At 63.7% G+C, this 17,730-nt stretch carries 19 protein-coding genes; 5 read left to right on the top strand and 14 right to left on the bottom strand.

Going from position 1 to position 17,730, the window contains the following annotated elements; genetic code table 11:
• Positions 1-2: 2 nt before the first annotated feature.
• The 4 genes from ACCO56_RS24150 to ACCO56_RS24135 are packed head-to-tail and all read right to left on the bottom strand — an operon-like array spanning position 3 to position 4,285.
• Positions 3-722, bottom strand: coding sequence for a TfuA-like protein (locus tag ACCO56_RS24150; RefSeq protein WP_433643434.1), 720 nt, complete (start codon positions 720-722; stop codon positions 3-5).
• The gene (locus tag ACCO56_RS24145; RefSeq protein WP_433643433.1) at positions 719-1,900 is read right to left on the bottom strand and encodes a YcaO-like family protein; all 1,182 of its coding nucleotides are present in this window, start codon (positions 1,898-1,900) and stop codon (positions 719-721) included. The genes ACCO56_RS24150 and ACCO56_RS24145 overlap by 4 nt, the downstream gene beginning before the upstream one ends.
• Positions 1,897-2,331, bottom strand: a complete 435-nt coding sequence (locus ACCO56_RS24140; protein WP_433643432.1) for a hypothetical protein — start codon at positions 2,329-2,331, stop codon at positions 1,897-1,899. The genes ACCO56_RS24145 and ACCO56_RS24140 overlap by 4 nt, the downstream gene beginning before the upstream one ends.
• 34 nt (positions 2,332-2,365) lie before the next feature.
• Positions 2,366-4,285, bottom strand: a complete 1,920-nt coding sequence (locus ACCO56_RS24135) for a BTAD domain-containing putative transcriptional regulator (RefSeq protein ID WP_433643431.1) — start codon at positions 4,283-4,285, stop codon at positions 2,366-2,368.
• Between the two features lie 514 nt (positions 4,286-4,799).
• Here ACCO56_RS24135 and ACCO56_RS24130 point away from each other — a divergent pair.
• Complete coding sequence (locus tag ACCO56_RS24130; protein WP_433643430.1) at positions 4,800-5,543, top strand: hypothetical protein; 744 nt, start codon at positions 4,800-4,802, stop codon at positions 5,541-5,543.
• Between the two features lie 290 nt (positions 5,544-5,833).
• On the opposite strand, the gene ACCO56_RS24125 is transcribed toward ACCO56_RS24130, so the two are convergent.
• The 4 genes from ACCO56_RS24125 to ACCO56_RS24110 all read right to left on the bottom strand — a co-directional run bounded on the left by ACCO56_RS24125 (position 5,834) and on the right by ACCO56_RS24110 (position 8,135).
• Complete coding sequence (locus ACCO56_RS24125; RefSeq protein ID WP_433643429.1) at positions 5,834-6,316, bottom strand: MucR family transcriptional regulator; 483 nt, start codon at positions 6,314-6,316, stop codon at positions 5,834-5,836.
• Positions 6,317-6,470: 154 nt separating this feature from the next.
• Positions 6,471-7,124, bottom strand: a complete 654-nt coding sequence (locus ACCO56_RS24120) for a 5-formyltetrahydrofolate cyclo-ligase (RefSeq protein WP_433643428.1) — start codon at positions 7,122-7,124, stop codon at positions 6,471-6,473.
• Positions 7,125-7,331: 207 nt separating this feature from the next.
• Complete coding sequence (locus ACCO56_RS24115; protein WP_433643427.1) at positions 7,332-7,796, bottom strand: hypothetical protein; 465 nt, start codon at positions 7,794-7,796, stop codon at positions 7,332-7,334.
• Positions 7,797-8,135 carry a DUF883 family protein gene (locus tag ACCO56_RS24110; protein ID WP_433643426.1) on the bottom strand — a complete coding sequence of 113 codons (339 nt, stop codon included), beginning with the start codon at positions 8,133-8,135 and terminating at the stop codon, positions 7,797-7,799.
• A gap of 227 nt (positions 8,136-8,362) precedes the next feature.
• Here ACCO56_RS24110 and ACCO56_RS24105 point away from each other — a divergent pair, with 227 nt between their 5' ends.
• The gene (locus ACCO56_RS24105) at positions 8,363-9,463 is read left to right on the top strand and encodes an AI-2E family transporter (protein WP_433643425.1); all 1,101 of its coding nucleotides are present in this window, start codon (positions 8,363-8,365) and stop codon (positions 9,461-9,463) included.
• Between the two features lie 15 nt (positions 9,464-9,478).
• Here ACCO56_RS24105 and ACCO56_RS24100 read toward each other — a convergent pair whose 3' ends face one another.
• The gene (locus ACCO56_RS24100) at positions 9,479-10,585 is read right to left on the bottom strand and encodes a transporter substrate-binding domain-containing protein (RefSeq protein ID WP_433643424.1); all 1,107 of its coding nucleotides are present in this window, start codon (positions 10,583-10,585) and stop codon (positions 9,479-9,481) included.
• 204 nt (positions 10,586-10,789) lie between these two features.
• Here ACCO56_RS24100 and ACCO56_RS24095 point away from each other — a divergent pair, with 204 nt between their 5' ends.
• Complete coding sequence (locus ACCO56_RS24095; protein ID WP_433643423.1) at positions 10,790-11,752, top strand: DUF5996 family protein; 963 nt, start codon at positions 10,790-10,792, stop codon at positions 11,750-11,752.
• A 75-nt stretch (positions 11,753-11,827) separates the two neighbouring features.
• Here ACCO56_RS24095 and minE read toward each other — a convergent pair whose 3' ends face one another.
• Genes minE through minC form a run of 3 tightly spaced genes read right to left on the bottom strand, consistent with a single transcriptional unit; the run spans position 11,828 to position 13,642 of the window.
• The gene (gene minE / locus ACCO56_RS24090; protein ID WP_433643422.1) at positions 11,828-12,100 is read right to left on the bottom strand and encodes a cell division topological specificity factor MinE; all 273 of its coding nucleotides are present in this window, start codon (positions 12,098-12,100) and stop codon (positions 11,828-11,830) included.
• On the bottom strand, positions 12,097-12,912 hold the full coding sequence (gene minD / locus ACCO56_RS24085; protein WP_433643421.1) for a septum site-determining protein MinD: 816 nt from the start codon (positions 12,910-12,912) through the stop codon (positions 12,097-12,099). The genes minE and minD overlap by 4 nt, the downstream gene beginning before the upstream one ends.
• Positions 12,913-12,928: 16 nt before the next feature.
• A complete protein-coding gene (minC, locus tag ACCO56_RS24080) occupies positions 12,929-13,642 on the bottom strand; it encodes a septum site-determining protein MinC (protein WP_433643420.1) in 714 nt (237 codons plus the stop codon).
• Positions 13,643-14,021: 379 nt separating this feature from the next.
• Between minC and ftsH the strand changes: the two genes are divergently transcribed.
• The gene (gene ftsH / locus ACCO56_RS24075) at positions 14,022-15,869 is read left to right on the top strand and encodes an ATP-dependent zinc metalloprotease FtsH (protein ID WP_433643419.1); all 1,848 of its coding nucleotides are present in this window, start codon (positions 14,022-14,024) and stop codon (positions 15,867-15,869) included.
• 12 nt (positions 15,870-15,881) lie between these two features.
• Here ftsH and ACCO56_RS24070 read toward each other — a convergent pair whose 3' ends face one another.
• On the bottom strand, positions 15,882-16,673 hold the full coding sequence (locus tag ACCO56_RS24070; RefSeq protein WP_433643576.1) for a Crp/Fnr family transcriptional regulator: 792 nt from the start codon (positions 16,671-16,673) through the stop codon (positions 15,882-15,884).
• Positions 16,674-16,795: 122 nt separating this feature from the next.
• Here ACCO56_RS24070 and ACCO56_RS24065 point away from each other — a divergent pair, with 122 nt between their 5' ends.
• Positions 16,796-17,182 carry a response regulator gene (locus ACCO56_RS24065; protein WP_433643418.1) on the top strand — a complete coding sequence of 129 codons (387 nt, stop codon included), beginning with the start codon at positions 16,796-16,798 and terminating at the stop codon, positions 17,180-17,182.
• Here ACCO56_RS24065 and ACCO56_RS24060 read toward each other — a convergent pair.
• Positions 17,179-17,727 (bottom strand): sigma-70 family RNA polymerase sigma factor, encoded by a 549-nt coding sequence (locus ACCO56_RS24060; protein WP_433643417.1) that lies wholly within the window; start codon positions 17,725-17,727, stop codon positions 17,179-17,181. The genes ACCO56_RS24065 and ACCO56_RS24060 overlap by 4 nt on opposite strands.
• Positions 17,728-17,730: the final 3 nt, after the last annotated feature.

The raw sequence follows: 17,730 nt of genomic DNA, 5'->3' as shown, positions 1-17,730 counted from the left end.
GCTCAGGCTCCGACGGATGCGCGCAGCCGGTCGAGGAACGGCGTTTCGGCGAGCCGCCAGGGCCGGACCGCTGACGCCCGGGGCAACCGCCCCTCATTCATCAGCTCCAAGAGATGGCGCGCGTCCGCCATCTTCTGCGACACGGCTTTGCCGGCGATCAGCGCCGACAAGGCCGACTTCCTGTCGGCCTTGATCTCCGTGCCGGCCAGGATCGAACGCCAGCTACGCCGGCTGAAATGCAGGGCGGCGGCGCAGTCGCCAATCTGCGCCGCCTCCGCATTCTCCACCAGACCGTCGCCGGAGAGCCGTTCCAGCGTCGCCGAGACGTCGACCAGCGCGACCGTAAGCGGTCGGTAGCCGAGCTCGCCTGGCGCGTGGAGAAGTGCCACATCGGCGTCGGCGACTCGGCGCCCCGCCCGGTAGTCCTCGAAGACACGGCCAACCCCGATCATTCCGAAAGCCTCGCATTCGCAGGCCCTGAGCGCCCCCATGCTGGCGGCGCCCGCGACCGTCACGCCACGCGCTAGGGCCCACAGAATCTCCTTGTGCCAGACGGACGCCGTCTGGTCGAAAAGGCCGTCGATCAAGGCGATGTTGCGCGCGCCATCGCTCGCAGCCCGGAGAAGATCGCCGGCTCGCGCGGGGCCGCGCAGGTCGAAGGCGATCAGCAATTCAGGGGGCAGCCCGAAAAGGCTCGGGCCGCCGAACACGACTGGCTTCACGTCTCCTCCAGCAGTCGCCGCAGAACGGCCTCAGCCATACCGGGTGTCGCCGTCGTTGCACCGTCGGGTGCGGCGAAACGCAGGCCGGGCGCGATCACCTTGGCGACACGGATTTCACCGGCGGGGGGCAGGTCGAACACATAGACGTCCAATATGCCGGCTCGCGCCAGAACTGCGGCCAGCACCCGGAACGTGGCGGCGCTGTCCGGGCCGGATGGCGCGGACGGCCGCTTGCGGAAGGCGGCCAGATCGTGCGCCGGGCCACGGACTGGCGGCTTTGAGACCGGGCGGTAATCGATGCCTTCTATGTCGTCGCGCGATCCGGCGATATGCCCGAGCCTCGACTGAACGGCTTCGAGAAGCGCGGCGAGCAGCGCCTGGTCCGGGTCCGGCCGGCAGGCGAAACCGGCGGAATAGGCAAGACCCGGCCCCTCCTCAGCGCTCGCGGGACGCGGAACGAAGCAGCCGGCCACCGGCACGCCATGGTCCGGCGTGAGATCGAGGAAGACCGGATCGACGCCAGCCTTCACCAGCAGACGCAACGCGCGCCCCAGGGCGTCGTCTCCCTCCCGGTCCGCCGAGGCCGGCGCATAGATACCCCGGCACAGTCCGAACTCCTCGAAGGGCGCGACGGCGTCGTTCTCGATCACCTCGAGCAAGGCGTTGAGCCGCGCCGTCTCGAGATCGAATGCCGCCGCGAGGCCGATGGAAGAGATCCGGAAGGCGTTCCTGTCCCAAGGCGCATCGGAACGCATATCGAGCCCGACAAGTTCATAGGGCGCCAGGACCGCCTTACCCGTTGCCCAGGAGCGCCCCTCGATCCAGCCGCGCTCGCGTTCAGGATCGAAAGCCTCGTATCGACACGCAAATATGCTCCCCAAGGGCAAGCAATCGCCGGTGCGATCCGCCAATCCAGCATAGGAACCATAGGACGAGATGACGGCCTCGGCCGCCTCGGCAATGGCCGTTTCCGCCGCCTCCATGACGGCTCCGAGGCGCGCGCCCTCGTGCGTGAGTCCTTTGCCGAGGCTTACGCAGAGCGAACGCGAGTTCGGCCGCGTCGCCATCCAAACAGGAAGGCCGATCACGTCCAGTCCCGTGAGATCGCCGAGGCGGGTGATGCCGAGAGATCGAACGGTGGCGTCGGCTGGAACCTGCCGGTCTGCTGCTTGCGTCAAGGTGCGGATGTCGTGGACGTAGGATCGAGCCCGACTTCCTCGACCGGCGGCTGAGCCGTGTTCAACTTGTGAAGGGCAGTCTTGATCGGATCGATCCTCACTCTGATCGAGCTGTAGAGAGCATTGTCGATCTCGGCGATGAAGCAGAACTCGGCCTCGGTGACGGAACCGCCGTTCCGCACTGTGAAGCCGATCGATTCGAAGAAGGCGTCGTCGTCCGGGAGAGGCGGTGGGTTGGACTGTCCGAGATTGACCGCCTTGCGGGTGCGGGCGGCCAGAAGCCCGAGTACCTCGTCATAGCTCTTGCCATTGGCCTTCGCGTAGGTTTCGATCTGCGCCTTCGGTATGGTGACCAACTTCAACGGATTGGTCTTGACCAGAATGAGCCCCTCCTCCCGGTCACCGATGACGTACATCCTTGCATCTGCCATTTTTCCTCTCCTTTCCCCATTAAAAATGAACTAATTAACTTATTCCGGCCAACCTGAAGCCTGCATAGAGCTGCTCCCTGTCGACGACGCGCTTATAGGGCGGGATGTCGGCCAAGCTGGCGGCCGTCGCGTCGGGATAAGTCTCCTTGACGCGGCGCCCGTAGGATCGGGCAGCCTCCACATTTCCGGCCAGGGCATGACAGGCAGTGAGGAGCCGAATGACCGGCTCGTCGTTTTCCATGCGTCCGCACATGTCGATAGCCCCCTGATAATCCCGCCTGCTCAGCAATATGCTGGCGCCGGCCCACCAGTAATGATCCGGGGGCAACGGATTGAGAAGGATCGCCTGCTCGAAGCGCTCCCAACCGGCGTCGATCTCGCCCATCAGGGTCAGCGCGTCCGCATGCTGGAGCAGGAAATCCGCATTATATGGGCTGAGCGCCTCGGCCAGCATGAAACTCTCTTCGCACTGGTCGAAATCGCGCTGGTAAAGCGACACGACCCCGTTGATCCAGTGGCCGGAAACGGCGCCCGTATCGAGCTCGATCGCCTGGGCTGCTTCCGCCTTGGCCCGTCGCAGGAGATCCGGGTCGTTGCCGCCCAGCATCAGCCATTCCAGGCAGTAGGTCTGGGCGATACGCGCCCGTATGGCGCAGAAGCGCGGATCCATGTTCGCTGCGTCCCGGAACACGGCGCGCGCGCGCCTGAGCTTGGGCAGATCGCAATTCTTGAGGGCCACCTGTCCCTCCAGGTAGCGTAGATAGCCATGCGGATCCTGTTGCCGACGTTTCTCGTTCAACCGGCTCCGCTCGATCGCGGCAACCATCGACGATGCGGTTTGATAGGAGATCATGCGAAAGGCGAGCGCCAGCTTTTCTCCCGCCACCGGTATCTCGGCCGCCCAGAGGATCTCCCGGCTCGCCACGTGGAAGAGACGGCACGAGAGCAGCGGCGCGCCGGGAATCTGCGTGCTGGATACGGCGTATTGCGCCTTGATCCGGCCGAAATCGATGTCTTGGCCGGCATGGACCTGGAAACTGGAGTGCGGAGCCACCACACGGAACGTGCGGAAGCGCGAAATATCGTTGGCGATCTCCTGGATCAGGGTCTCGACCAACCTGTCGCCGCCCGGATCCGACGTCAAGGTCGGCAGCAGGAAGGCGATCCGTGGATAGCCATGGTCCTCGATTGCCGGAGGAGGCCCTTCCTTTTCCGTTGAGGCCGCGGCGAAGATGCGTCGCGCGACCAGGGCCGTCTCGTTCGACGGCTTGGAGCCGTATTCCGCCTCCAGCGTCTGCGTCAGCCGGCCGTAGATCCTTCTCGCCTCGTCGAAATGGCCCGCGCGTCCATAGGCTTCCAGCAGCGCCCGGTAGCTCTGTTCCCGGGCGGGGTCGAGCGCCAGCAAGCAGTCCTCGATGGCACGCAATGCGACGGCGTCGGCCACGCCGAAGCGCGTCTGTTCAAGCAGCAGCGCCGACAGTGCGGAGAACAGCCTGTCCTGCAGCGTCTGGCGTTCGGCATTGAGCCAGGCGGCGAATTCCTCGCTGACGCTGCCGCAGTCGTGGAGCAGCGGTCGCCTCGCGATCTCGGCGGCCTTCATGACATCCGCCGGGCGCCCGCCTTCGAGGCATTCCAGCAGGTCGGCAAGATCGGAGCGGCTGCACCCCGGCCCGGCTTCGAGCAGGGTCCCATCGGATTCCACCAGTGCTTCCGGCAGCGGCCAGGAACGCCTTATCCTGAGCAGAAGCTGACGCAGGTTGCGCAGCGCATCCTGGTCGCTGGTGTTCTCCCACAAGAGCGAGGCCGCGGCCTGACGCGAGAGCGCCGGGCGTTGCGAGAGCAGAACCAGCGCGATGAGTTGGAAACCCTTCTGGGGGAAATAGATGGTCGCGCCTCCGGCCCGCGCCGTGGCGATTCCGAACAGCTCCAGCCGCGGCTCGGCCCCGGCCTGCATCTATAGGATCTCTGGCAGGCGGCCGCCGCAGCGACCGCTTTCGTCGTTTCCCATACCCATCATACGAAAGTCCCGACGCGATGCGCTGCTTACCCCTTCCCCTTGGGGCAGGCTTCCTTATGAGCGCAAATCGCAATGTTGTCCATTTGGACAAACAATTTCTGTAACGGCGCTGTAACGCCCGACATGGCTGCTTGTCCCCACGGTTTCCTGAGCAGGTTCCGTAAAAGTGTTCCACGGTTTTTGCGATAAGAACCTGCGACACACAAAGGAACCTAAGCAGGCATTCGCGGGAAAGCCCACGAATGCCTGCTTAGGGGGGACCGTCGGAAGTATGGGCGGGGCAGCCGGCAGCCCTTTCGTCTTGACGGGAGGGGTGGAGGTAAGGGGCGAAATGGAACCTTCGCGCAATCTTGCCTGCCGGCATTCACCCTCCCGCGGGAGGGTGCCCGTACTCCGCCACACCTGTCCGCTTCGCTATCTGGGGCCGCAAGTCGGCATGGGAAACGAAGAAATGCCGCTCTCGACCGGGACATATGATGTGAACGCTCGGCTGGCCGGCAACAGCGCGGACAAGACCTGCCATTTCGAAATCAGCGAGCTTAAACGAGCGGTGGCCACATACGATTCCGACGCCTCCCCCGAGAACGCAAGCCAGATCCTTGCACTTATCTGTCCTGACTGGCGAGCACCGTCCTTTGCGATCGACTGCGAAACAGGCGAGCTCGCTTACGCCAATTGGCGTGCGTTGCGGCTGTTCCGTTCCCTGCCCTATGTTCGCGTGAATGCAGGGCATCTCGTGTTCGAAAGCGAGCGGCACAACGCGCAATTCTACACGGTGCTGCGCAAATTCCTGGCCGGCGACACGGAGCGCGATATCCTGATGCTGCCCATCGAGGAGCATGGCGACGTCATCACTATCGCCCTCTACAACCCCATCGGGTTGTTCCGCGAGGTGATGGTACGCGGCCTGCGCCGCTGGCGGCCGGCGGGGCGGATCGTCGTCGCCGAGATTTCGGTGACGGGCACGGCTCCCGATCCTACGCGAGTGACCGCGTTCGCCGAAGCCTTCGGGCTCGACATGACCGAGACAAGATTGGTTGAACTGATCGGATGGGGCGTTTCGGCCCGCGGCGAGCACCGCGGCATGCTGCCCCTCCACGCGCGACGGACGCTGAGAACGATCATGGCCAAGACGGGCTGCATCCGGGCCTCGCAACTCGTCCGGCTGATCGCCTTCACCTGCCGGGTGAACTAGCCCACGCGTCGGAGATGTCAGTGGCTACGAGCCTGCGGCCGATGCGAAAATAAGGGTGGAGCGGCCGCGCTGCTTCGACGGCAGCTCCGCTGCTCGAATGAAGTCGGAAACCATCGGGGGGTGTTTCCGACAGGCGTCGGACCCGAAAGCGCCAAGGCTTTCGGGTCCGAGCCGATGAGAATGAATGCAGGGCCTCGGCCCTGCGACGTCAGCTTGCACTGGCCCCCTTTCGGCAAGCCGAAGGACAGTGCCTTTGGCCGGGCCGCTTGCCCCAAGGCGGTCCGGCCCTTTTATCCTGCCGCCGCGGCGCGTCTCTTCGGCTGCGCCGCCTTCGAAGGCGCAGGCTGGGCCAGTTCCCGAACCTTCCGGCCCGCGGTCGTAGGCTTCCGACCCAGCCCCGTCGACTTGGCAAGCTGAGAACGATAGGCTCCGTAATTGGGCGCCACCATCGGATAGGTGGCAGGCAAACCCCATTTGGCACGGTATTGCTCCGGCGAAAGTCCATAGCGCATCCTGAGATGGCGCCGCAGCGACTTCAGCTTCTTGCCGTCTTCGAGGCACACGATGAAATCGGGCGTGACGGAAGCTTTGATAGGAACCGCCGGCTTGAGCGGCGCGGCGGCAGGAGCGCCACCTTCCGCAAGCGATCTCAGCGAAGAATGCACGGCTGCGATAAGGCCGGTGAGACCACTCGCAGGCACGGCATTGGACGAAACATAAGCAGCAACGATGTCGGCAGTGATGCCGACAAAACGATTCTTCGATTCTGTCATTGATTAACCCAAGCCCAAACTAAAAAACCCCACAATCCCATTGAAGATGATCATGGGTTCCATTGCAATATGTTTTGGGTCGCTTCCTCAGGGGCCAACGACAGAAAAGAGTGCGAAGGGCACCGACAGCCCCGATCCCTGGCGGGCCGCTCGCTCAGTCCGTAACGATCACATCCATTGGAATGTCGTGGGGCTGGGGATAAATGGTCCTTATTCTGCTCTGCGCGTAGCCGATTCCGATGACCAGCGGCTTGCGCGGCATGATCGCCAGCGTGCGGTCGAAGAAGCCCCCGCCATGACCCAGGCGATACCGCGCCTCGTCGAAGCCTACGACGGGCGCGATCACGATATCCGGCTGAACGGCGGGGCCGCGGCGTGGGACAAGGATGTTCCAGATACCGCGCTCGAGGGGATCACCCGGCGTCCAGATCCGGTATTCGAGCGGCCACCCTTTCTGAATGACGACAGGCAGCGCGATGCGCCCACCGCGCTCTATGACCCTGATCCCCCAGTTGCGCAAGTCGGGCTCGCCGCGAAAAGGCCAGTAGGTGCCAACGATGCGGCCGCTGAACCTGCCGATCGTCTGGTCGAGCGAACTGGCGATGCGGGCGGAACGGGCCTCTCGATCATCGGGCGCCAACGCCAGGCGCTCGTCGATCAGTCGCTTGCGCTCCGCCTTTCTCCACCTCGAGACATCGCTCCAAGCGTCAGAGCGAGCGGGCTCCAACCGGAATTCAGGCGCCAGCTCGTGCATGAAGCACGGCGGCGACGCGTATTGAGCAGTTTCCGTTTCCGCTTCGTCTTGCATAGTCGAGGTCCGAGCTTTTTGAGGTCGAAACTGCGCCTCCTGACGCTACAAGGCAAACGGAAATAAATGCTGTATGAGTGCAAAAATATTGCACTGAAACCATATGGATGCCGATCGTGCGCGCACGTCGTAGACATCGTCCAATACCGGAAGCTCGCTCAAGGCGGACCGCAAGCTGCCGGAGCGATTTCACTGGGCTACAAGTGTTTAGTCGATCGGCTTTTCGTCCTCCGGCTTCACGTTCTCCCGGTAGATTCCGTAGGCCAGTATCGCCAGCGCCGGTCCAATGATGCCGGCCAGCCCCGCTTTTCCCTTCAGAAGAGACGGAGCGCGCAGCAAGGCCGGCAACAGCGACACCGCAGCCACGCTGGCGATCGTCGCTAGATCCGCGCCGCGGCGCCCGGCCGCTTCGCGCTTGCGCGTGCGACCGGAGAGGCTGTGGATTCCTACCGCGACGAAGCCGATCACGATGAAGACGATGCCGAAGGAGCTCGCCGCCTCGATCGTCCCGAAACGCCGGGCCGCGGCGGCGTAGGCTGCACCGACCAGGAATCCCAGACCGGTCAGGATGGTGATTGCAGCAAAGGTATATATCAGCACGGCACGACGCGCCCGGCGCGCCGCACCGACAGCCTCACCCGAAATGAAGGCCGCGACAAGCGAGCTCAGCATTCAGCGGCGCGTCATCAGGGCAAGGAGAAACCCGACGCCCGCGGCGATGCCGAGGGCCGTCAGCGGCTTTTCACGGATCGAGGCCGCAAGCTGCGCCTCGAAGTCGTTGGCGTTGGACCGAATCTTCTCCATCGCTGCCTCGCCTTGTGTCCGCAATTGGTCGACGCCCTCCGCCGCCGCCCGGCGTGCCGTTCCGTAGGAGTGCTCCCCTGTCACCTGGAACTGCTTGGCAAGCTTGGCGATGTCGGCCTTCAACTGCTCGATGTCGGCCTCCAGGTTCTGGGCCGTAACCCGCGATCCGTTCTCCGATTTAGCGGCCTTTTCTGAAGCACTCGGCATGGTCCAACTCCTTGTTCTTGCGAGACCATCAACGCGTCATCCCCGGCGAGGTTCCGCCGGCGCGGCAAGCCAGCCAGGCATCGTGCTTTCAACCAGCGATTTCGGAAAGCGCGATGCATCGATTCAACTGTGACACCTTTGCGCATCCGAGAGGCCGCGCAGCGCTCTGGCGGAACCGGGCTGCATGAGAGTGCGTTTTCACCGGCGAGTCCAGCCGGAAATTCGCAATGTCAAATCGTATCGCGAAAAGGGCGCCAATCGTGCGCCTGCCCCCCAAATCGAATTTCGAGCTGATGCTCGCCAGAGGAGGCCAGGTCTCGCTCATCTTCATGGGACTCGTTGCACTGGTCTTCGTGCTGCATGCCGGTGAATACATATTGGCACCGATCGGCCTCGCCATCGTGATCGGACTGATGCTGGGACCTCTCGCGTCCGTGCTCGAACGACGCGGCCTGCCTGCCACCCTTTCGGCGGCGTTGGTCGTGGTGCTCTTCCTGAGCCTGCTTTGCTTCTTTGTCCTGGCGCTCGCAGCGCCGTTGTCCTTCTGGGTCGGCCGAATTCCGCAGATTTGGGCTGAGCTCCAGCACCAGCTCTCCGATTGGCGCCAGCCGCTCGACGCGATCCGCGGCGCGCGCGACGAGATTCGCAAGATCACCGGCGGCCCGGGGCTCGCCGTCTCGGTCGACGACGGTTCGCCGGTGGCGAGCGTGGCCGCGCTGGCGCCGGCCATCGCAGCTCAGATATTGCTGTTCTTCGCCAGCCTCTATCTCTTCGTGGCGACGCGACACCGCACGCGCGTCGCCATTCTCGGGCTCTGCTTCGATCGCCGCCTGCGCTGGCGCGTCGCCCATATATTCCGCGACGTCGAAAAGCTGGTTTCGCAATATCTGTTGTCGATCACCATGATCAACATCGTCGAGGGGCTGGCGGTGGGCGTCGGCCTCTACCTCATCGGCGTCTCGTCCGCCCCGCTCTGGGGCGCACTCGCCATCCTCACCAGCTTCGTCATCTATATCGGCCCAGCCGTCATGACGGCGATCCTCTTCGCCGTCGGGCTCGCCGAATTCGACCATCTCGGCGGCGCGCTGCTTCCGCCCCTCCTCTATATGGGGATCAATGCTGTAGAAGCTCAGCTCGTGACCCCTCTCGTCATCGGCCGCACGATGACGCTCAACCCTTTCGTCGTACTGCTTGCGCTTGCCTTCTGGATCTGGCTGTGGGGTCCGCTCGGCGGCTTCATCGCCATTCCCGCCCTGCTCATCGTCTTTGCGATGATCCGCAACTTCGTGCCGGGCGCCGACTTCTGGACGGAGCCGATGCATCGATAGGGCCTCGCTTGGGCCTTACTTCTCGTTGAGATATTGAAACGTCGCCTGATCCCACCAGTCGCTCTCGAGGATCTGCAGCAAGGCCAGGTCCAACGGCTCGCGCAGCGGGCTGCCCTTGGGCAAGGCGATCGCGTAGTTCTGCCTCTCGAAGCTCACGTCGAGCACGCGCAGAGAGCTGCTGTAGTCTTTCCCGATCAGCCAGGAGAGCAGCGGCCTGTCGTAGACGAAGGCGTCGATCTGCCCGGAGCGGAGCGCATCCAGACCGGCTTGCACGGATGGATAGCCGCTGTGCCGAATATGCGTTCCCGCGAGATAGGCGTCGGTAGAGGAGTTCGCGAGAGCCCCGACCTTAACGGAAGCGAGATCGCTTTCGGATTGCACGAGCCCTTCCATCTGCTTGACGGTTAGAACGGACGTGACGCCCGCGGTGAAGACCGCGATCGCGATGATCGAGCCCACCATCCAGAGCACGGCGAGCGCACGGCCCGGCACCGTTCGTGGACTGAGCTCTCCGGTACTCGCCTGCGTGGCTGCGATCGTCGACCACCAAAGGCTGTTGAACAGGCCCTTGGCCGCCCCGCCCCCGAAATCTTCGTTGTGCCGGCGTTCGAACAGCCAGATCAGCATGCCGACCACGAGCGATATGCATATCAGCGCCAGGATCGCCTGCAGGAAACCGAACGAGGTAAGCGCATGCAGGATGGGCCGCCAGGAGGGCTCCCGGTTGAGCGGGACCGCGATGCCAAGACCGGCCGCGTAAAAGGGCTGGGTGAAGTCGATCGCCTTCTCCCTGTCGGCCGTGACGCTGATCGCCGCCGTGGCCGCGTCGAACCTGCCGGAAGCGATACCCGCGATCTGGTCCTGCACGTTCGGCACCTCCTCGAAACGATAGCCGAGGCCAAGCCGCTCGGCGATGCGTTTCCAGAGATCGACGCTCAGCCCCGACCAGGAGCCATCCTCGAGTTTGAAGGCGAAGGGTGGCGCGGCCTTGATGCCGATTGCAAGTTCCTCGGAAACCGTCGTCGAAGGAGGCTGCGTCTGCGCAGGCGCCGCGGCCGCCCCGGCGATGACCGCCAGCAGGCCCACGAGCAAAGCCAGGATTCGGATCGGCGCACCGCCCACCTGTCACACCCCCGACAAGAACAACAATGTCGACGGAGCGAATAACTGCCATGTCTCGCCGTGCAGGGGAAGTACCGGGTACGACCATCGGCTGCAAGCCGGAGAGCGCGGCAGCCGGTGGATCGGAGGCGGAAGCGGTTCACGGCCGCGCCGCCGGCGCATATGGTTGTGCGATCAATTTCTGTCACACAGGGAGGAACGAAGATGAACGGTGCCCCCGACGTTCCGGGAAACTGGCCTGCCATACCATACGGCGAATGGAGCGAGACATGCGCGGCACTTCACCTCTGGTGCCAGATCGTCGGCAAGTACCGGCTGGCACATACACCCTGGCTCAATCACTCGTGGCACGCCACGCTCTATGTAACGCCGCGAGGCCTCACCACCGGACCTATCCATGACGGGCAGGTGACGATCACGCTTTCGTTCGACTTCGCCGATCACACGCTGACCGCCGAGAGCAAAACGCATCGCGAGGCGCTGTCTCTACGCCCGATGAGCACGGCGGAGTTCCTCGCGGAGGCTGCGGCGATCGTGACGCGGGCCGGCGGGCGCTTCATCATCCACGGGAGGCCGAACGAGGTGCCGGAAGCCATTCCCTTTGCGCAGGACACCGCACCGCGCCCCTATGACCAGGACGCCGTCTCGCGGTTCCATGACGCGCTGGTGCGGATCGAGCAGGTATTCTCCACGTTTCGGACCGGTTTCCTTGGCAAGGTATCCCCCGTGCATCTGTTCTGGGGCTCCTTCGACCTGGCCGTCACGCGGTTCTCTGGGAGATCCGCGCCGCTTCATCCGGGCGGCGTGCCCGGCCTGCCCGACAGCATAACCGGCGAAGCCTATAGCCATGAGGTCTCGTCGGCCGGTTTCTGGCCTGGTGGAGGCGGCGTGGATGAGCCGATGTTCTATTCCTATGCGTACCCGACGCCCCCCGGTTTCGCGGAGGCCGACGTCGCGCCGGAGGGTGCCTGCTTCGACCGGAAGCTGGGCGAGTTCCTGTTGCCCTATGAAGCAGTACGAAGCTCGACGTCTCCAGAGAAGACGCTTATGGAGTTCCTCCAGTCGACATACGAAGCTGCGGCCGACCGCGCCGGCTGGGACCGGACTCGACTCGAGTGCGCTATCGGAAAACCGCGCCTTCCCCGGACTGTCGCCGGGAATGCCTGAACGGACGCTACCAGCCTGTCCAGACGCGGATGCCGTCCGTGGCCGGTCGCGGCCTCGCGCTGCGGAAAAGCGTCCCTACACAGCCGCCGCGCGGATCGCTCCCGCATTGGGGATGTGGATATCGATTTCCAAAGTCGACGTCGTCTTGCCGCGATCCATGGTCACCTTCACATCGTCCTGTTCGACCTGGACGTGCTTGGCGATCACCGCCATGATCTCCTCGCGCAACACCGCGACGAGATCGGGCTGGTTGCGATTGTTGCGCTCGTAGGCCAGGAGCACCTGAAGGCGCTCGCGCGCAACAGGTGCGCTGGTGCTGCGACGTTTGAAAAGGCTGAACAGGGTCATGCCGCCCTCCTTCCCAGAAGCCGGTCGAGGAACCCTCTCTTGTCGACGGGCAGGACCACCGGCAGATCCTCGCCTTCCAGTCTCTTGGCAGCGTCGATATAGGCGCGGGCCGCCGCATTGCTGGGCTCGTTGAGCGTCACGGGCGAGCCGACATTCGAGGCGCGCAGAACGCCCTGGTTTTCCGGGATGATGCCGAGCAGCGGCGTCGACAGTATCTCCAGCACGTCGTTGATGCTGAGCATCTCGCCTCGGGCGGCGCGCGCCGCGTCGAAGCGCGTGACGAGAATGTGCTTGGTGACGCTCTCGCCCTTCTCCGCCTTCATCGTCTTGGAATCGAGCATGCCGATGATGCGGTCGGAATCTCGGACCGAGCTCACCTCGGGATTGGTGACGATAACGGCCTCGTCGGCGAAGCGCATGGCGAGTTGAGCGCCGCGCTCGATGCCGGCCGGGCTGTCGCACAATACATAGTCGAACTTCTCGCGCATAGCACCGATCACATCGGCGACGCCTTCCTCGGTGAGCGCGTCCTTGTCGCGGGTCTGCGAGGCCGGCAGCAGGAATAGCGTGTCCACGCGCTTGTCGCGGATCAGCGCCTGCGACAGCTTTGCCACCCCTTGCGTCACATTGACGAGATCGAACACCACGCGCCGTTCCGCGCCCATGACCAGGTCGAGATTGCGAAGGCCGACGTCGAAGTCGACGAGAGCGACCTTCTTTCCGGTCTGGGCCAGAGCGGCCCCGAGGGCGGCAGTCGACGTCGTCTTGCCGACGCCGCCTTTGCCGGATGTGACGACCACTACCTTGGCCATGTCCTTCTCTCCAATTCTAGTTCAGCGCCGTGACCACGATGATGCCGTCCTCCAGGAAGGCCTGTATCGGCCCGCCCCGAGAAGACGGCTCCATTTCCTCGGCTGTGCGGTACCAGCCGTCCACCGCCAGAAGCTCGGCTTCGTTCTTCCGGCAGAAGATGCGCGCCTTGGAATTTCCCGAGGCACCGGCGAAAGCGCGCCCACGCAAGGTGCCGTACACATGGATGGATCCGCCCGCGACGATCTCGGAGCCGGAACTGGCCGAGCCCAACACGATCACGTCGCCATTGGGGTGGAAGATCGATTGGCCCGAACGAACCGGCGCCTCGACCATGAGAGTATTGGACGCCGGCGCCTCGCCAGGTTTGACGGGAGCCGGGCTGGTCGGGTCCGGCTGCTGTTCCTCGACGATGGTCCTCTTCGCTCCGGCGAGGAGCGGCGGCAAGTCGGCCCCGAGGGCACTGATGTTCTTGTCTTCGATAGCGTAGACGCGAATGCCGCGCGCGGCGAGCTGTGCGACGAGAGGGGCGATCTGGTCGATGTCTGGATTGAGTGTGTTGAGATCGAGCACCACCGGACGACCGGTGAAGAAGCCCGGCGAATTCTCGATCCATCGATCGAGATCCTGCAGCCAGTTCCCCAGAGGCGCCTCCGGCACCAGCGCGAAAGCGACGAACGAGCGCGCCCGGAAGCGTATCGATTTTTTCTCGATTGAGGGGACGCTGTTCACGCCGGGCGATTCCTTACCAATTGGTTAACGCTAGTCCGCTATGGTTAACGAAAAGTTAATGGCGATCCTCGTAACTTCGGAACCAAGGCGTTCGCCAGCCACGCGCCGACGGCTCGCCACGGACCGAGTTCAGTACCGGTAGCTTCGAAGAAAGGCCTGAAACGAATCAGGCATATGCAGTGTATCCGCACGATCTGGGCCGGATGCAAGGTGCGAATGCGCTCCATCCACCTCGCATTTGACTCCGGAGGTCATCACATTTTCGGCGACGGCGGAAATATTGTAGGCTCGCCCTGGACGCTTTACCCTCTTGGCCCGGTCTCGGCGGGGCAACCAATCCGGACGAGACGCATTGGCGGTCCGGAACAGGGGACCAGGCATGAACGGAAAGACTCAATTCAATATCTGGTATTGGATCGCTGCATTCGGCGCTTTGTTCCTGCTGCAGTATCTCTATGCGGTCGGCCAGCAGGTGGCGACGATCCCCTACAGCGAATTCCAGCAATACCTGCGCGACGGCAAGGTCGCGGAGGTGGCGGTCTCCGACAATTTCATGCAAGGCAGCTTCAAGGAGCCCCTGCCCGGCGGCCAGACCCGCTTCATGACCACCCGCGTCGAACCTGTGATCGCCGACGAATTGCAGCGTTATGGCGTCCAATATAGCGGCCAGATCGAGAGCAACCTGCTCGGCACCATCCTCTCCTGGGTCGTGCCGGCCGTGGTGTTCGTGGGCATCTGGCTGTTCCTCCTGCGCCGCATGGGCGACCGCTTCGGCGGCGGCCTGATGCAGATCGGAAAGAGCAAGGCCAAGATCTATGTGGAGAAAAACACGGGCGTGACCTTCGCCGATGTGGCAGGCGTCGACGAGGCGAAGGACGAACTGAGGGAAATCGTCGATTTCCTCAAGGACCCCAAGAAGTACAGCCGGCTCGGCGGCCGCATGCCGAAAGGGATTCTTCTCGTCGGCCCGCCCGGCACCGGCAAGACTCTGCTCGCAAAGGCGGTGGCAGGGGAAGCAGGCGTTCCCTTCTTCTCGATCTCCGGCTCGGAATTCGTCGAGATGTTCGTCGGCGTGGGTGCGGCCCGCGTCCGCGATCTTTTCGAGCAAGCCCGGTCGAAGGCTCCCGCGATCATCTTCATCGATGAGCTCGACGCGCTCGGACGTGCCCGCGGCATCGGCCCGATGGCGGGCGGCCACGACGAGAAGGAGCAGACCCTCAACCAGCTTCTGGTGGAGCTCGATGGCTTCGATTCCTCGACCGGGCTCGTCCTGCTTGCCGCCACCAACCGTCCGGAGATTCTCGATCCCGCCCTGTTGAGGGCGGGCCGCTTCGACCGGCAGGTTCTGGTAGACCGGCCCGACCGGCTCGGGCGCATCCAGATTCTCGGCATCTACCTGAAGAAGACGAAGCTCGCGCCGGAGGTCGATGCCGAGAAGATCGCCGCGCTGACGCCGGGCTTCACTGGAGCCGACCTCGCCAATCTGGTGAACGAGGCGACACTGCTGGCTACAAGGCGAGGCGCCGAGGCCGTCACCATGGACGACTTCAACAATGCCGTGGAACGGATCGTGGCCGGGCTGGAAAAACGCAACCGCCTGCTCAATCCGCGCGAGCGCGAGATCGTCGCCTATCATGAGATGGGCCATGCGCTGGTCGCCCTCGCCCTGCCCGGCGTCGACCCTGTCCACAAGGTCTCGATCATCCCGCGCGGCGTCGGTGCGCTCGGCTACACCATCCAGCGGCCTACCGAGGACCGTTTCCTGATGACCAAGGAGGAGTTGGAAAACAAGATGTCGGTCCTGCTGGGCGGCCGCGCCGCGGAGTGGATCGTCTTCGGGCATCTTTCAACGGGTGCTGCGGACGATCTCGCCAAGGTCACCGATATCGCTCGCGCCATGGTCACGCGCTATGGCATGTCCGAGAAGCTCGGCAATGTGGCGCTCGAAAAGGACCAGAGGACCTATTTGACGCCGAACCCCGTGGCCGGCGGCCCGCGCGAACGCGATTTCTCCGACGAGACGGCGGCGGAGATCGACCATGAGGTGCGCCGGATCGTCGACGACTCTTTCGAGCGGACGGTCGACCTGCTGCGCGAACGGCGCGACACGCTGGACAAGACGGCACGGCGGCTGCTCGAGAAGGAAACCCTCGACGAGGCGGAACTCAGCGAGCTCGTGCCTGCGACGAAGGCTGCGAAACAAAGACAAGCCGGGGTAGCTCAATAGCCCGTTCGTGGCTCATACCAGCGGGCGGCAATGGTCGGGCAGGCCTTCCCACCGCGCCACCTTCTTCAGCCCCTCGGCGTCGAGCACCGTGCAGCCGCCGTTCCAGGCGATGAGCTTGCGGCTCACGAGCTTCCTGAGCGTCTTATTGGTATGCACGAGGGACAGACCCAGCGTGTCGGCGATATGCTGCTGGGTGACCGGGACCTCGACCGGCTGGCCACCGCTGAGACCAACGCCCTTCGCCCGCTCGCAAATGAAGGCGATGAGATAGGCGGCACGCTCGAGGGCCGTGCGGCGGCCGACGCTGAGCAGATTCTCGTCAAGCATTTGCTCCTCGCGCGCTGCGATCCAGGTGATGTCGTACGCGAGGCCTGGGTGACACCGGTATAGCTCATGCAGGTCGCCTCGTTCGAAGATGCAGAGGAGCATGGGCGACAGCGCCTCGACGGAATGCTGCAGTTCGCCCATCAGGCTGCCCTGCAATCCGACGAGATCCCCCGGCATGATGTAATTCAAGATCTGCCGCCGCCCGTCCGGCAAGAGCTTGTAACGGAAGCCCCAGCCCATCAGCACGGTATAAAGATGCGCGTTGCGGCTGCCTTCGACCAGCACGGTTGCGCCGCGCTCGACCGCCAGCTCCCCTTTTTTCATGGCCGCGACGAACTTCAGTTCCTCGGCCTCGAAATTCCGGAAAACGGAGAGCGGACGCAGCGGGCATTCTTCGCACGGATATTGTCGCGTCAGGAACGCACGAGACGACTGCGAACTCACTTTGGGTTGACTCCCCCTCTCGGGACACCTCATGCAACGTGCGCGCCTTTCTCGGGTTCCGCCGGGGTAAGGCGGTACATGTCTTTTTTTAATGACATAGGCGTTCAACTCGTCCATCAATCCAAGCTTCAACGTCCCCCGACTGGAGTTCGATATTGCCTTCTGACGCACTGGCCGGCCGGCGGATCCTCATCCTGGAGGACGAGCCTCTCATCGCAATGGATGTGGAGCAACTTTGCCGCGAAGAAGGCGCTGCGGATGTCGTCATCATGCGCAGCCTCTCCGAGACGGGCGGCGCCGGCGACGTCAGGAAACGCTTCGATGTCGCGATCCTCGACCTCCTGCTCGGCGGAACGTCCACCTTGGACTTTGCCGGCGAACTATGGGACCTGGGCCTGCCCTTCGTCATCGCGTCCGGCTACACGGACATAGACGAAATCCTCAAGGCCTTTCCTGGCGTTAGGGTGATCGGTAAACCCTACGCCGGGAAGGAGCTGATGGAGGCCGTGGCTGCCGCCGGTCGCAGCGCAACGTCTATTTAGGCAACGTTCGATCCCATCACCTGCGCGGAGATGGCATCTGGCCCATAGTCGGCCTCGCCGGAGATGTTGAGGATTTCCTGCAGCCTGGTTCGCGCCCGGCTGACACGGCTCTTGATCGTACCCACCGCGCAGTCGCAGATTTCGGCAGCCTCCTCGTAGGAGAAGCCGGACGCCCCGATCAGGATGATGGCTTCGCGCTGATCCTCCGGCAGCCGCGCCAGGGCGGCGCGGAAATCGTCGAGGTCGAGCAGGCCATGCTGGCTCGGATGGACGGCAAGCCGGCCGGTCATGATCCCGTCGCTGTCCTGCACCTCGCGGCCCCGCTTGCGCATCTGCGAGTAGAATTCGTTCCGCAGGATGGTGAAAAGCCAGGCTTTCATGTTGGTTCCCGGCTGGAAGCTCGAATGCTTGTCCCAAGCCTTGACCAAGGTCTCCTGGACGAGATCGTCGGCCCGATCGGCATTCTGCGACAACGAAACGGCGAAAGCGCGCAGGCTGGGGATGGCTCCCAGAAGGTCGTTCTTGAAGTCCGGAGAAACGGCCATGCG

Origin of the sequence: Mesorhizobium sp. 1B3 (assembly GCF_050958605.1) — a bacterium.
Lineage (GTDB): Bacteria > Pseudomonadota > Alphaproteobacteria > Rhizobiales > Rhizobiaceae.
The sequence above is the reverse complement of the archived record's forward strand: the minus strand, read 5'-3'. Positions and strand labels throughout refer to the sequence as shown.

Bases quoted from the DNA above. Each gene is read 5' to 3' on its own strand.
- ACCO56_RS24140 (WP_433643432.1), bottom strand. From the start codon at position 2,331: ATGGCAGATGCAAGGATGTACGTCATCGGTGACCGGGAGGAGGGGCTC.
- ACCO56_RS24135 (WP_433643431.1), bottom strand. From the start codon at position 4,285: ATGCAGGCCGGGGCCGAGCCGCGGCTGGAGCTGTTCGGAATCGCCACG.
- ACCO56_RS24130 (WP_433643430.1), top strand. From the start codon at position 4,800: ATGCCGCTCTCGACCGGGACATATGATGTGAACGCTCGGCTGGCCGGC.
- ACCO56_RS24125 (WP_433643429.1), bottom strand. From the start codon at position 6,316: ATGACAGAATCGAAGAATCGTTTTGTCGGCATCACTGCCGACATCGTT.
- ACCO56_RS24120 (WP_433643428.1), bottom strand. From the start codon at position 7,124: ATGCAAGACGAAGCGGAAACGGAAACTGCTCAATACGCGTCGCCGCCG.
- ACCO56_RS24115 (WP_433643427.1), bottom strand. From the start codon at position 7,796: ATGCTGAGCTCGCTTGTCGCGGCCTTCATTTCGGGTGAGGCTGTCGGT.
- ACCO56_RS24110 (WP_433643426.1), bottom strand. From the start codon at position 8,135: ATGCCGAGTGCTTCAGAAAAGGCCGCTAAATCGGAGAACGGATCGCGG.
- ACCO56_RS24105 (WP_433643425.1), top strand. From the start codon at position 8,363: ATGTCAAATCGTATCGCGAAAAGGGCGCCAATCGTGCGCCTGCCCCCC.
- ACCO56_RS24095 (WP_433643423.1), top strand. From the start codon at position 10,790: ATGAACGGTGCCCCCGACGTTCCGGGAAACTGGCCTGCCATACCATAC.
- minE (WP_433643422.1), bottom strand. From the start codon at position 12,100: ATGACCCTGTTCAGCCTTTTCAAACGTCGCAGCACCAGCGCACCTGTT.
- minD (WP_433643421.1), bottom strand. From the start codon at position 12,912: ATGGCCAAGGTAGTGGTCGTCACATCCGGCAAAGGCGGCGTCGGCAAG.
- ftsH (WP_433643419.1), top strand. From the start codon at position 14,022: ATGAACGGAAAGACTCAATTCAATATCTGGTATTGGATCGCTGCATTC.
- ACCO56_RS24070 (WP_433643576.1), bottom strand. From the start codon at position 16,673: ATGAGGTGTCCCGAGAGGGGGAGTCAACCCAAAGTGAGTTCGCAGTCG.
- ACCO56_RS24060 (WP_433643417.1), bottom strand. From the start codon at position 17,727: ATGGCCGTTTCTCCGGACTTCAAGAACGACCTTCTGGGAGCCATCCCC.